General features: G+C 61.0%; 10 protein-coding genes and 1 pseudogene. 7 read left to right on the top strand and 4 right to left on the bottom strand.

The window, feature by feature from the left end; all coding sequences use genetic code 11:
- The first annotated feature begins 6 nt into the window (after positions 1 to 6).
- Entirely contained in the window at positions 7 to 1,224 is a 1,218-nt protein-coding gene (locus ACPQ6D_RS11830; RefSeq protein ID WP_423224527.1) for an MFS transporter, read from the top strand.
- Between the two features lie 7 nt (positions 1,225 to 1,231).
- Here the strand turns inward: ACPQ6D_RS11830 and ACPQ6D_RS11825 are convergent, their stop codons facing one another.
- Positions 1,232 to 2,344 carry a thermonuclease family protein gene (locus ACPQ6D_RS11825; protein WP_423224526.1) on the bottom strand — a complete coding sequence of 371 codons (1,113 nt, stop codon included), beginning with the start codon at positions 2,342 to 2,344 and terminating at the stop codon, positions 1,232 to 1,234.
- 220 nt (positions 2,345 to 2,564) lie between these two features.
- On the opposite strand from ACPQ6D_RS11825, the gene ACPQ6D_RS11820 reads away from it, so the two are divergent.
- The 4 genes from ACPQ6D_RS11820 (at position 2,565) to ACPQ6D_RS11805 (ending at position 6,107) form a co-directional block, all read left to right on the top strand.
- Complete coding sequence (locus tag ACPQ6D_RS11820) at positions 2,565 to 3,095, top strand: zinc metalloprotease (RefSeq protein ID WP_423224525.1); 531 nt, start codon at positions 2,565 to 2,567, stop codon at positions 3,093 to 3,095.
- A gap of 14 nt (positions 3,096 to 3,109) precedes the next feature.
- Positions 3,110 to 3,514 carry an inorganic pyrophosphatase gene (locus ACPQ6D_RS11815; protein ID WP_423224524.1) on the top strand — a complete coding sequence of 135 codons (405 nt, stop codon included), beginning with the start codon at positions 3,110 to 3,112 and terminating at the stop codon, positions 3,512 to 3,514.
- Positions 3,511 to 4,764 (top strand): class I SAM-dependent rRNA methyltransferase, encoded by a 1,254-nt coding sequence (locus ACPQ6D_RS11810; RefSeq protein WP_423224523.1) that lies wholly within the window; start codon positions 3,511 to 3,513, stop codon positions 4,762 to 4,764. The genes ACPQ6D_RS11815 and ACPQ6D_RS11810 overlap by 4 nt, the downstream gene beginning before the upstream one ends.
- A 65-nt stretch (positions 4,765 to 4,829) precedes the next feature.
- Complete coding sequence (locus tag ACPQ6D_RS11805; RefSeq protein WP_423224522.1) at positions 4,830 to 6,107, top strand: metallophosphoesterase; 1,278 nt, start codon at positions 4,830 to 4,832, stop codon at positions 6,105 to 6,107.
- A 47-nt stretch (positions 6,108 to 6,154) separates the two neighbouring features.
- Here ACPQ6D_RS11805 and ACPQ6D_RS11800 read toward each other — a convergent pair whose 3' ends face one another.
- Positions 6,155 to 6,940 (bottom strand): MvaI/BcnI family restriction endonuclease, encoded by a 786-nt coding sequence (locus ACPQ6D_RS11800; protein ID WP_423224521.1) that lies wholly within the window; start codon positions 6,938 to 6,940, stop codon positions 6,155 to 6,157.
- The gene (locus tag ACPQ6D_RS11795; RefSeq protein WP_423224520.1) at positions 6,937 to 7,863 is read right to left on the bottom strand and encodes a DNA methyltransferase; all 927 of its coding nucleotides are present in this window, start codon (positions 7,861 to 7,863) and stop codon (positions 6,937 to 6,939) included. The genes ACPQ6D_RS11800 and ACPQ6D_RS11795 overlap by 4 nt, the downstream gene beginning before the upstream one ends.
- Positions 7,864 to 8,132: 269 nt before the next feature.
- Between ACPQ6D_RS11795 and ACPQ6D_RS11790 the strand changes: the two genes are divergently transcribed.
- Both ACPQ6D_RS11790 and feoB read left to right on the top strand, forming a co-directional pair.
- Positions 8,133 to 9,155: a metal-dependent transcriptional regulator gene (locus ACPQ6D_RS11790; RefSeq protein WP_423224519.1), complete on the top strand. Its 1,023-nt coding sequence runs from the start codon at positions 8,133 to 8,135 to the stop codon at positions 9,153 to 9,155.
- Between the two features lie 43 nt (positions 9,156 to 9,198).
- Positions 9,199 to 11,456 (top strand): annotated as a pseudogene (gene feoB / locus ACPQ6D_RS23785) (ferrous iron transport protein B).
- Positions 11,457 to 11,464: 8 nt separating this feature from the next.
- Here the strand turns inward: feoB and ACPQ6D_RS11775 are convergent.
- A complete protein-coding gene (locus ACPQ6D_RS11775) occupies positions 11,465 to 13,024 on the bottom strand; it encodes a hypothetical protein (RefSeq protein ID WP_423224516.1) in 1,560 nt (519 codons plus the stop codon).
- Positions 13,025 to 13,112 lie beyond the last annotated feature (88 nt).

Below are 13,112 nucleotides of genomic sequence, written 5' to 3'. Positions count from 1 at the left end.
CTGCCGATGGCGCTTTTTCGTGCCCTGACGCATCGGTCGTTTGCCCTCCTCTGGATTGGGCAGACGATCTCACGCGTCGGCGATCATCTCTACCAGGTGGCGCTGGCGTGGTGGGTATTGGAGAAGACCGGCTCCGCGCTGGCGATGGGCGCCGTCTTGACCTTCTCGATGGCGCCGATGCTGCTCTTCGTCCTCATCGGCGGCGTCGCCGTGGATCGCCTGCCGCGCGTGCGCCTGCTGCTGGTCTCCGACCTGGGCCGAGGCGTCGCCGCGGCGGCCGTGGCATGGCTGGCGCTGAGCGGGCGCCTGGAAATCTGGCACATCTACGGCGCCAGCCTGCTCTTTGGCCTGGCAGACGCCTTCTTTCAACCGGCGTACCTGGCGCTCGTGCCGGAGTTAACCCCGGTCAGCGCGCTGACCAGCGCCAATTCATTGACCAGCCTCAGTTCCCAGGCTGGCCGCATCGTGGGGCCGGCCCTGGGCGCGGCCCTGGTCGGCCTGGGCGGCGCCGGGCTGGCCTTTGCCGGCAATGCGTTCTCGTTTTTTGCCGCGGCGCTGTTGGTGCTGCCGCTCATGCGCATATCCACAGCGCCTGCGCTACCGGCAACCCAGGGACTGGGTGGGATCGGGCGCGACCTGCGTGAGGGGCTGGCGGTGGTCGTCAGCAGTCCCATTCTTTGGGTGACAATCCTGCTGTTTTCCTTGACCAACATCACGCTGGCCGGGCCATTTTCTGTGGCGCTGCCCTTCCTGGTCAAAGATCACCTGCGCGGCGGTGTGCAAACCCTGGGCCTGCTCTACGCCATGTTTCCGATCGGCTATATCCTCGGCGGGCTATGGATGGGGCGTTACCCGCGCTTGCGGTGGCGTGGTTTGGTGTCTTACAGCGGCGCCATCGTCGCTGGCCTGGGATTGGCCGTGCTGGGCGCCAACGTGCCGCTGGCTGTCGTCTTGCTGGCGGCCGTCGCCAACGGCGCGGCCCTGGAGGTCTTTGGCTTGATCTGGACGAACATCCTGCAAACCGCAGTGCCGGGCGACAAGCTGGGCCGCGTGGCGAGCTTCGATATGCTCGGCTCCTTCATGCTGCTGCCGCTTGGCTACGGGCTGACCGGTTGGGCTACCGAAAGGATCGGGCCAGCCCTCGTCTTCATCATCGGCGGCCTGCTCACGGCGCTGATTACCGCGCTTGGCCTCTTACATCCTGCGGTGCGCCGCTTCGACTGAGCGATCCTCACTGGCAAGCGCCGTAGGCCAACGAGGTCACGAGTTGTCCGTCCGCGCTGAGCAGGTCGGCGCGATCGCCGCTGTTGCTCCAAACCGTGTCGGCCGTCCATGCGAGATCAGTCGGCGGTTTGTTCACCGCCTGCGGGCCGCTGTGGACGCGCACGCTGGCGCCTGGCTCCAGGGTGAAATCGGTCGGAAAAACGAAGACCTGCGTTGACACCGGCCGGCAGGGACTGCCGCCGTAGCTCTGCAGACGCCAGCCGTCGAGGGATTGCAGCGCCGTCCCCTGATTCGTCAGCGTAACCACTTCATCGCCGCCGGCATATTTCATGCCGGTGATGGCGATCGAGCTGTTGGCGCTGCGCGTCGCTGCTGGCGCCGCGGTGGGTGTACGCATCACCGCTGTGGCGGCAAGCGTCGGCCGCACAGCAGGCGTGTGCGCCACGGTCGTGGCTGACAGCGGCGGCCGCTTGATGTCGCCATCGCAGGTTTGCGGCGACCAGAGGCCAAGCTGCTGCTCCTGCGCCAGCCGCTGCGCATCACGGAAAACGCGATTGAGCGAATAGGGCCGCTCTTTGTAATAAGTGTACTCCAGCGCAAACCCCTGCGCAATCGCCTCCAGGTTGAACAGGCGGCCATCGCTTAGCCAGACGTAACGCAGCCAGCGACCATATTGATCTTTGTCGTCTTGCTGCGGATCATCTTGCAGGTAGACAGTTGCGCCGGCGAGAAGGCGCTTGGCGTTGGCTGAAGCCTCATTGCCGAAACACTGCGCCGTGCGGTACGGCCCCGGCACTTCCGGCGTGTTGATGCCCAACAGGCGCACGCTGACCACCTGGCCCCCGACGCGCACATCAATCGTATCGCCGTCTATCACACTTAGCACTGTGGCACGCGGCAGGTTGAGCGGTTGTTCAGGATAGTTGGGCAGGCGCAGAGGGGTGGGCGTCGGTGTGACGGCCGGGCGCCGCGTCGGCGTGTTGGTAACGCTGATCACGCGCTCGCTGGGGGTCACGGTAGGCGTGAGCGGGCCGCTTTCGCCCGGATTGCGCACCTGGCAGGCGCTCAGCAGCAGCAATAGCAGCACAGGCAGGCCGCGCCGCATCAATCGTAAAGTCATGGCATCTCCAACGGATCAGGCGATCAGATTCTGGATTACGTGCATCGTGTCCACTGCTCGGCCGCAGCCGCGCCTGGATTATACTCTACATCGTCATTTGGCCGAAACCGCCCCTACGATGATAGAATACAATCAGCCAGGTGCGCAAAGCAGAAGAATGTCCCGACCCTCTGCACTTTGCACTTTCCCCTTTGTACTTTGCACTGGTGCGGGAGGCATCATGGCAACTGAAACCAAGCTCGGTACGATCGGCGGGCTGCAGTTGAGCGCCCGCTCATCGGCGTTCATCGGCTCAGTGCTCCTCTGGATCTTTGTCTTCGGCCTGGGACTGTGGGTGATTCGCCTGCCGTGGGGCGCCTTGTTGCTGGGAGGCTTGCTGCTGGTGGCGCTCCACTGGGGTTCGATTCTGACGCATCACCTGGGGCATGCCATCGCTGCCCAACGCACCGGTTATCCGATGACCGGCGTGCAGTTGTGGGGACTGCTCGGAAGATCGCTCTATCCCGCGGCCGAGCCTGCCTTGCCGGGCCGGGTGCACATTCGGCGGGCGATGGGCGGACCGATTGCCAGCACCCTCCTGGGGCTGGCGGCCGCGGTGCTGACCATCCTGCTGCGGCCCGCCGCCGGACTGACCTGGTGGCTGGCTCTGTTTGTCACGCTGGATAACCTGGTCATCCTGGGGCCCGGCGCGCTCTTGCCCTTGGGTTTCACCGATGGCAGCACGATTTTACATTGGCGTGGCCGGCGCTGACGAGGCGGCAAGCGGTGACGAACGATCCAAGTCCTGAATTCTGGCGTGCGCTGGAGAAACTTGTCGAGGAAAACTCCCTGGTGATTGATCGGCCGCGAGGCGCACCCCACCCGCGGCGGCCGGACGTGATCTATCCGCTGGATTATGGCTATCTCGCGGGAACCACGGCCGGCGATGGGCAGGGCATTGATGTCTGGCTGGGCCGAGACGCCGAACGCCGCGTCACGGCCATTGCCTGCACGGCTGACGTGTGGAAACGTGATGCAGAGATCAAGATTTTGCTGGCGTGCGGCGATGGTGAGATCGAGATGATTGATGCTTTTCTGAATCAGACTATAGGGTTGCCATGCCTCATCATCAAGCGCAACGAATCGAGGCAGGGCAAGCGCAGACGTACGATGAGGCGTCATCGGACATGACGATCGCACCGGCTGAGTTACTGGCGCACATTCCACCGCCATCCGGCCGACGACTGGCCCTGCGCGTCACGCCAGCGGCGCAGCGCGCCCTGCGCCAGGGGCATCCCTGGCTATTCGAACAAGCGATAACCGATCAACGCGAACCAGGGCGCCCAGGCGACCTGGCCGTCATTTTCGACGATCAGCGCCGCTTTCTCGCCATCGGCCTCTACGATCCTACCTCGGTCATCCGCGTGCGCATCCTGCACCATGGCGCGCCCGCCGCCATCAATCAGGCCTGGTTTGCTGCCCAGTTGACTGCGGCCGCAGCCCGCCGCGCCGATTTGCCTACTCAGGGCACCACCGGCTATCGCCTGGTGCACGGCGAGAACGACGGGCTGCCGGGGCTTGTGATTGATCGCTACGATGCCATTCTCGTCTTGAAGGTCTACACCGCGGCCTGGATCCCGCATCTGCCCACGCTGTTGGCCGCGTTGGCCGAGGTGATGACCGCGCAGGGCGTGGTTCTGCGCCTCAGCCGCGAGATGCGGCGCCAGCCAGCCCTGCTGTACGGCCTGGAGGACGCCATGACCCTGGCCGGCGACCTGCCCAATCCGGCCGTGCGTTTTACCGAAAATGGGCTGTGCTTCGAGGCTGACGTGCTGCGCGGCCAGAAGACCGGCTTCTTCTTCGATCAGCGCGAGAATCGAGCGGCTGTGGCTGGATTAGCAGCCGGCCGTCGCACGTTGAACGTCTTTGCCTACACGGGTGGTTTTTCGCTCTATGCCGCGTCCGGCGGCGCGCCCGAGGTCCTGAGCCTGGATATCAGCGCGCCCGCGCTGGCCGCGGCCGTGCGCAACTTCGAGCTGAACCAGCATCTGCCGGCCGTGGCTGCGGCGACGCACACCGTGCTGGCGGCTGACGCGTTTGACGCCCTGGCTGCGCTGCGGGAACGCAGGCAGCGATTTGACCTGGTGATCGTGGACCCACCGGCCCTGGCGAAACAAGAGCGTGAAATCGAGGGCGCTGTGCGCGCCTATCAGCGTTTGACCCGTCTGTCCGTGGATGTATTGGCGCCTGCTGGTACCCTGGTCATGGCTTCGTGTTCGAGCCGGGTGAGCGCCGCGGACTTTTTCGCCGCTGTCGAGCAGGCCGCTGCTGAGGTAGATCGCCCTCTCCACATTTTCGCACGCAGCGGCCACGCCCTGGATCACCCGATTGCTTTCGCCGAAGGCGCATATCTCAAATGCCTGTTTGCTGCGGTGCGGTAAGCAGCGTACTGGCGACCAACGTCTTGTCTGTGAGCGCACGAGTCTTTCGTGGAAGGAGTAAAATCGTGACAACCCACTTGTTTCAAACCCATCGGCCACGCCTGCGCCGGATGGCGGCAGCGATCATCTGGCTGCTGATCACCGGCGTCGTTCTGCCCCCTGCGTCGTTGGCGAGAGCCAGTGCAGCCCACAATGCGATGAAGAATGTCAACACGACCGTGACGTTTGCCGTCATCGGCGATTATGGTGTGGATGATGCCAATGAGCAGGCGGTAGCCACCATGGTCTCGGGGTGGAATCCTGATTTCGTGGTAACGACGGGAGATGACTATTACAGCACAGCAGGCGGCGCCGGGACGGGAAAGTATGATGAATCCACGGGCGCTTACTACTGCAATTTTCTCAAGGATATCTCCACCACGGGCGCTCGCTGCCCGACCGGCCTGGCCGCCGTCAACCGCTTTTTCCCATCCATGGGAAACCACGACTACAGCGATGCCACACCGTCACCGACAACCTATCTGACCTACTTCACGCTGCCGGGCGCGGGTTTGACCAACACGTCGAACAACGAGCGCTACTACGACTTCGTGCAGGGGCCGGTGCACCTTTTTGTGATCAACAGCAACACCCAGGAACCAGACGGAACCAGCAGCACGTCGGTTCAAGCGACCTGGCTGCAAACCCAATTGGCCGCTTCAACCTCAGCCTGGAATGTGGTCGTCTTTCACCATCCGCCGTACTCGTCAGGTTCTACCCACGGATCAACTCCGTACATGCAGTGGCCCTTTGCCGCCTGGGGAGCCGACGTGGTGCTGAACGGGCACGATCACACGTATGAACGTATCGTAAGGGATGGGATTGTCTATTTCGTGAATGGGCTTGGCGGCGCCTCCAGATACGGCTTTGGGACGCCCGTGGCAGGCAGCGCATTCCGCTACAACGCCAACTGGGGCGCCATGCGCATCGTCGCCACCGACACGACCGTGGATTTCGCGTTCCTGTCGGTGAACAACGGCGGCACGCTGCAGGATAGCTATCATCTACCGGTCTCCACGCCAACTCCGACGCCGACAGCGACCCCAGTTCCCACCAACACCCCAACACCAACCCCGCTGCCTACCAACACCCCGACGATGACGCCGACGCCCACAGCAACGCCTGGCGTCTGCTATGACTTCAATCACGACGGTGCGGTAGACATGCTCGATATCACGGCGGTTGCCAGCCGTTGGCGCAATGCGGCTCTATACGACCCGACCTACGACGTGACCGAACCTAACGGGGTGATTGATGTCATGGACATCATGGCGGTGTCTGGTCACTTTGGCATGACGTGTTGAGGTGCTGGTGAGACCCGTAGCGTTCGCGCCTGGCTTTCCCACTCAGGTTATGCAACTTCCTGAATATCGGAGTATAGGCTTGGTCGAGCATTCTGACGCAACCTGAACTTCGTGCCGTGATTATGACCTGTTCGCGCGTCAAAATCCACAAGCACATAGCCTTGAGCAAGCGCCGCGATAAATTTATCAACGCTGAGGCCCTGTAGAATCAGAATGCGGTTGTAATGAAAGAATTCCTGGTCGCCGTTCTTCATCACGTCCGCTTCAACGTAGAAAGTATTGAAGAGTTTTGTGCCTGCTTTGTGATATAGATCATCAAAGCCCCAATACGGCTGTGGATTAAGTTCGCCGATTCCTACACGATTCTTGACCGTCTCTAGCCATTGTGCATGTCGAGGAGCTACTTTACTAGCGTTGAATGAAACAAGAACTTTCCGATTAACCTTATCAACTTCTATCTTGAAACCCCGGTCACTTGTATTGAGTCCGTGAATTGTTTGGCGGAAACTCATTTCAGCAACTGGGTACTTTATGCCCGCCAGTTCGTGTTTCCAGCCGTATTTCGATAAAAAGACATTCGTGACGAACTTCAACGCCCGTGGCGATGGCTCCATGTGAAACAGAGTCGTCAACGCGGACGTGGCAGACCTTTGACATTTCAATTCCCATTCAGCAGCATTTGGTATCGGCAGGTTGTTTTCTTGGATGCCAAGCAGGTCTTCCAATGTGTTTCCAACACCGCCCACATTTCCGGGGCGGGCGTTGGGTACCCAGCCGCGATTCCTTATTTCTTTCAACGCGTTGATGAGGTCCTGCTTGGTATATGTTTTCATGACTCCGGGGGTCTCCAAAAGTCAAGCAAATACTCGAAGGTCGTGCCCATCGTGATATAGTTGCTTGGATACCCAAAAATGCCGATATTGTTGACGATATTTGTTCTGTCCCAAATGATCGTATTGCGAAGTTCGTAGCCGCGCCGGCGCAATTCATTGATAAGAGATACATGAATGGTAATTCTCTCGTTTTCCCACCACATGTCCGGTACATTGATGACACAATGACCTTTTGGATGAAGAAGAGGCAATAGCCCTTCAAAAATGTCGCCCATCGCTTCGGCGTAGTCCTCCAAAGCCATTGTTCCCAGGTCTCTTGGGTCTTGTGAGTACTGTTCTATTTTGTGAAGTTGTTCATTGTTTCTATCTCGCCTGGATTTATTCTTGCGCTTACGATTCAGCAAATTGGCATAAGGCGGAGAAGTCCATATCAGGCTGACCGAAGCAGGCTCCAAATAGCTTGGAATATGCAAAGCATCATCTTGAATAGCCACTTGTTGAGCCTGATTAAATAGATTATTGCTTGCCAGTCGCTTCACGCATAGTTCAATATACTTTTCCTGAAGGTCGAATCCCACCGCGTTTCGATTCAAATCTTGGGCGCTGACAAGAGACGTGCCGCTTCCGACAAATGGGTCAAGTACTAATTCGCCTTCATGGGTGAATAGGCCAATCACTTTCTTGGCTAGTGAAATTGGAAACGTTGCCGGATGTAAGTTCTTGTCCCGAATATCGCGACTTTCGTAGGTAAATTGCCATACCCCGATTTGACTCTTGAGCCATTCCTTTGCCGTCAAGCAATTTAGGTTATTTGGAGGGCATAAGCAAGTTCGACGAGAACTTATGCCAATGGTTGCCCGATAAGATTCGCTCGTTTCTTTGATAGCACGGGGCAGGGCAGTTTCAGCATTTTCAACGGTCATAGTGTTGTTCTCTCCCAATCGAGCCGTGCAATGTCGTCCAGGGTGATCGTCATGGTTGCGGTCCAGGGTGGTCTTTCTTTGGCCCATGCCAGGTTGGCCTGTGGGATAAATCAGCGCGCCCAGAGTATACCACACGAGCGGCCTATCAAACCACTGCGCTTATCGTTCTGATTCGAAACGATCATTTGACAACGGCTGCAATGTCTGGTACACTAGATTTAGTCTTAGCTAAAATTAGTTTTATCTTGACAGAAATACTGGAGGAACCTATGTCCGAACCAGCCAAAGCCTTGTTGCTGGCCTGCGTTTTGATGGCGGCAGCTCTCGCGCTGTTATGGCCGCAGGTCGGTTTGATCAGCCGCTGGCGGCAGGCGCGCCGCGCGACCATGCGCATCTTGATCGAAGATGCGTTGAAACACCTGCACGGATGCACGGTTAACCAGCAGCAGGCCACGATTCACAGCCTGGCGGGCGCCTTGCAAATCTCTGAAAACCGGGCCGCTGATCTGCTGACCGCCATGCAGAACCGCAATCTGGTTGAAGTCCGGCCCGACGGCCTGCAGTTGACGACCGCAGGCCTGGAGTATGCGCTGCACATGGTGCGCGCCCATCGCTTGTGGGAGCGCTATTTGGCTGATGAGACCGGCTACCAGGCGTTGGCCTGGCACGAACTGGCCGACCAGATGGAACATCACCTGACGCCCGCGGCGGCGAACACCCTGGCCGCCACCCTCGGCAATCCAACGTACGACCCGCATGGCGACCCGATTCCCAGCGCCGAAGGCGACGTGCTGATCAGCAGCAGCCAACCATTGACCGCCATGCAGCCGCAGCAGTCTGTGCGCATCGTGCACTTGGAGGACGAGCCGGCTGTGGTGTATGCGCAGCTCGTAGCCGAAGGCTTCTACCCCGGTATGGAGGCGCAGATCATCGAAATGACGCCCCAGCGCGTGCGGCTCTGGGCCGATGGCAATGAGCACATCCTGGCGCCCATCGTAGCCGCCAATATCAACGTGCGACCGCTGGAGGTCGCGCTGAGAACCGCGCCTGAAACGACCCTGGCCGATCTGAACCTGGGCGAGAAGGGCCGCGTCGTGCGCATCTCTGCGCGCTGCCGCGGGGCTGAGCGCCGCCGTTTTCTTGACCTGGGTATCTTGCCCGGCACCTTGATTGGGGCGGAGCTGCGCAGCCTGAGCGGCGATCCCACGGCGTATCGAATTCGTGAGGCGCTGATTGCGCTGCGTCGAGAACAAGCCGCGCTGATCGCCATCAGCCCGGCCGCGGAGGTATGACATGAGTGAACCAAGCAACTACCGCGCTACGCCCATTCCGGCGATGCCGGCCGCCCACGCCAGCTGCGAAACCTGCCCGGTGCACAACGCGGCCAATCTGCTTAAACTGGGCGTAGACATGACTAACTGGGATTTCGTCGTCGCCCTGGCCGGCAATCCCAATGTGGGTAAGAGCACCGTTTTCAACGCGTTGACCGGCTTACGCCAACACACCGGCAACTGGCCGGGCAAGACCGTCACGCGCGCCGAGGGCGGCTTCGAATACGGCGGGCAACGCTTCAAGCTGGTAGATTTGCCGGGCGCCTATTCGCTGCTGGCCACCAGCCTGGATGAAGAAGTCGCGCGCGACTTCATCCTCTTCGGGCAGCCCGACGTAACCCTGGTGGTCGCGGATGCCAGCCGCCTGGAGCGCAACTTGAACCTGGTCTTGCAGGTGCTGGAGATCACCGATCGCGTGGTGGTCTGCCTCAACCTGATAGATGAGGCGCGGCGGCATGGCGTCAGCGTGGATGCCCGCCACCTGGCGCGCCGGCTCGGCGTGCCGGTGGTGCCCACCACGGCCCGCTATGGCGAAGGTCTGCAAGACCTGCTGCAGGCCATGAGCGAGGTCGCCACGGGACGCACCGTCTGCAAGCCCCATCGCATCGAGACCGAGCCAGTGGAGCTCAAGGTCGCAGTGGACGCCCTGGTGGCGCAGATTCACAGCGTCTACCCGGCCCTGCCTAACGCACGCTGGGTAGCGCGGCGCCTGCTCGATGGCGATGAACGCATCATTCAGGCCCTGCGCCGCGGTGAGTTGGGCGATCTGACCCGCACTGCGCCCGAGGCCATGACCGGCAACATTCAACTACGCCTGGAGGCCGCATGAACAACACCATGCAACTAACAGCCGAAGATATCATTGCCAATGCCAATCGGCTGCGCTGGCAAATCGGCGGTGATTTTCACGAAAAAGTGGTGGAGGCCACCTTCACTGAGGCCGCCAACCTGGCCGACAGCGTGGTGACGCGACCAGATCACCAGGCGCGGCCGACCCTGGACAAGACGATTGATCGGCTTGTGACCAGCCGCCGCTGGGGTCTGCCCATCATGTTCTTGCTCTTCGCGCTGGTTTTCTGGATCACGATCACCGGCGCCAACATCCCGTCCAAGATGCTGGATTCGCTCCTCATCGGCCGCGTCTACCCCTGGCTGCACCAGGTGGCCGACGTCATTCACGTGCCGTGGTGGATCAGCGGCCTGCTGCTGGACGGCATGTACCTGGCGACGGCCTGGGTCATCAGCGTCATGCTGCCGCCCATGGCGATTTTCTTCCCGCTCTTCACCCTGCTGGAAGATTTCGGCTATCTGCCGCGCGTGGCGTTCAACCTGGATAATGTCTTCAAGAAATCGGGCGCGCATGGCAAGCAGGCCTTGAGCATGATGATGGGCTTTGGCTGCAACGCGGCGGGCATCGTCGCGACGCGCATTATTGACAGCCCGCGCGAGCGTTTGATCGCCATGCTGACCAACAACTTTGCCTTGTGCAACGGGCGCTGGCCCACGCAAATCCTTATTGCCACCGTCTTCATCGGCGCGCTGGTGCCGGCCTATCTCGGCGGCATCATCTCCGCGCTCGCGGTGATGGCGGTCGCCACGCTCGGTGTGCTGATCACATTTGTGGCTTCTTGGGCCCTCTCGCGCACTGCGCTCAAGGGCCAGGTCTCTACCTTCAGCCTGGAACTGGCCCCTTATCGCCCGCCGCGTGTGCTGCAGACGCTCTACACATCCATCATTGACCGTACGATCGCGGTGCTGTGGCGCGCAGTGATCTTCGCCATGCCGGCCGGCGCGGTCATCTGGTTGGTGTCGAACATTCACATCGGCGCGCCCAGCCTGGCCGAGCATCTGGTGGCCCTGTTCAATCCCTTTGGCGTACTCCTGGGCCTCAACGGCGTGATCCTGCTGGCTTACGTCGTCGCCATTCCCGCCAATGAGATCGTCGTGCCTACCATTCTGATGCTCACGGTCTTGGTCACGGGCATGACCGGCGCGGGCCGGGGAGCGGGCGTCATGTTCCAAACCGACACAGTGGAGTCCACGGCGGCGCTTTTCCGCGCCGGCGGCTGGACCCTGCTCACCGCGGTCAACCTGATGCTGTTCAGCCTGATGCACAATCCATGCAGCACTACCATCTACACGATCTACAAGGAGTCGGGTAGCCTGAAATGGACGGTCATCGCGACGCTGATGCCGCTGGCTCTGGGCTTCAGCGTGACTTTCCTGGTGGCGCAGGTCTGGCGTTTGTTGGGCGGCGCGTAAGCCGCAACTCATGGCGGGCGGACGTACAGTTCGACGCCGCCCGCCATGCCGGCTTGTTTTTCGTATTGGCGCTGCGTCGCGTAGTCGCGCAGCGCAGCGTCCAGGTCTCCCTCGAAACCGACCAGGATGGCAGCCGGCGGCTCCGCATTCAGGAGCTCATGGATCGTCTGCGGCGAGCTGGCAATGAAGCGCTGGCGTTGTTCTGCGCTCAGCAGGTCGCCTACGCGAAACAGGAACGGCCCGGTCGCCAACTGCGGATAGATCGGCAGGCCGGCTTCGAGGGCGTACAACGGCGACAAGGTAGCCACTTTGCCAGTCCTATCAGCGCCTGCTGCTTCCAGTCTCTGACGGACGCTGAGGGCTGCCTGGTGAATCTGAACGCCGCTCCAGGTCTGAGGATCGGCCAGGCGCGACAGTGAACGCTGCAAACCTGGGCCGTTCGCGGCGCCGCAGGCCAGGATCAGCAGCAGCAGCCACAGACTTGATCGCCAGGCCAGGTTCTGCGCAACAGGCGCCCAGGCATAGATCAGAAGCAGGAAGAGGCCGCTCAGGGGCAACGCAAAGTATTGGAAAAACGAGGGCGTCGGCGCCAGCGCGGTCGGCGCGGCGGTCAGGCAGAAGAGTACAGCCAGGCGCGCGCCCGGCGGCAGAGATCGGACCGTTAGCCGCTGCTTGCGTCCGGCCCAGAGCGCAAGTCCACATCCCAACAGAATGCCCACGAGCAAGATGAGATTGTCGGTGCGCACGAAGACCTGGCGGGCGAAGTCCAGCTTGGCCGCGACCGACATCGCACCCGCGAAACCGGTCAACTGGCGCCACCGTGTGTTGAGATCGTGATAGCCCACGTTGTTGAACAGAAACCGATCCCACTCGAAGAGATAACCCAGCAGCGGCAGCAGGCCGAGCAGGAGACCACCCGCGAACGGCGCGAGTCCGCGCGTGAGCCGGTATCTGGACGCCGCGACCCGCGTGGCGCTTTCAGTCGGCAGCCAGCCGATGGCGACGAGGAACGGCGCTGCGACCGGCGCATAGGTCAGCTTAGCGCCGATGGCCAAGGCCAGGCAGAAGCCGGAGAGCGCCGGGCCGAAGGGTTTGACCCGCGGCCGTTCGGTTGAGGCCAAGAAGGCGTAGAAACTGAGCAGCGACAGGGCCAGCGGCGCGATGTAGTTAGACACCTCCGCGGCCGGCCCGACGATGGTCATGTTGAGCAGAAACAGGGCGACGATGCCGAGCGCCAGGCTGACTTGTCCGGCGACGCGGCGCGCGATCAGGAAGAGAGCGGCCGCCGACAAGCTCAAGAAGAAGCAACTGACCAACTTACCAGCGAGCAAATAGTAAGCCTGGAGGTGCAGCAGCTGAAAAAGCTTGCCATACCACAGGGGCAGATACGGCATTTGTAGATAGGCGAAATCATGGTAGATGGCCTTGCCGTGGGCCGCCTCCACGCCCGCCGTGATGTACATGTGCTCGTTGTGATCGAACAGGGTCAGAATGACGCCCATCGCGCCGGCAAACGCCGCCGTCACGCACACGGCCATGACCCAGGTCAACAGGCCACGGCCTTTCATATTGTTCTCATCGCTGCGATCCTTGCGGCCCAATCGCGCAGGATGCCATGACGACCCGCCCTGGGTTCGGAATGTGTCATCACCAAGT

This window comes from Candidatus Amarolinea aalborgensis, from assembly GCF_900491745.1.
Classification (GTDB): domain Bacteria; phylum Chloroflexota; class Anaerolineae; order SSC4; family Amarolineaceae; genus Amarolinea; species Amarolinea aalborgensis.
Note: the sequence above shows the minus strand (reverse complement) of the source record. Positions and strands in the feature narration are given on the sequence as shown.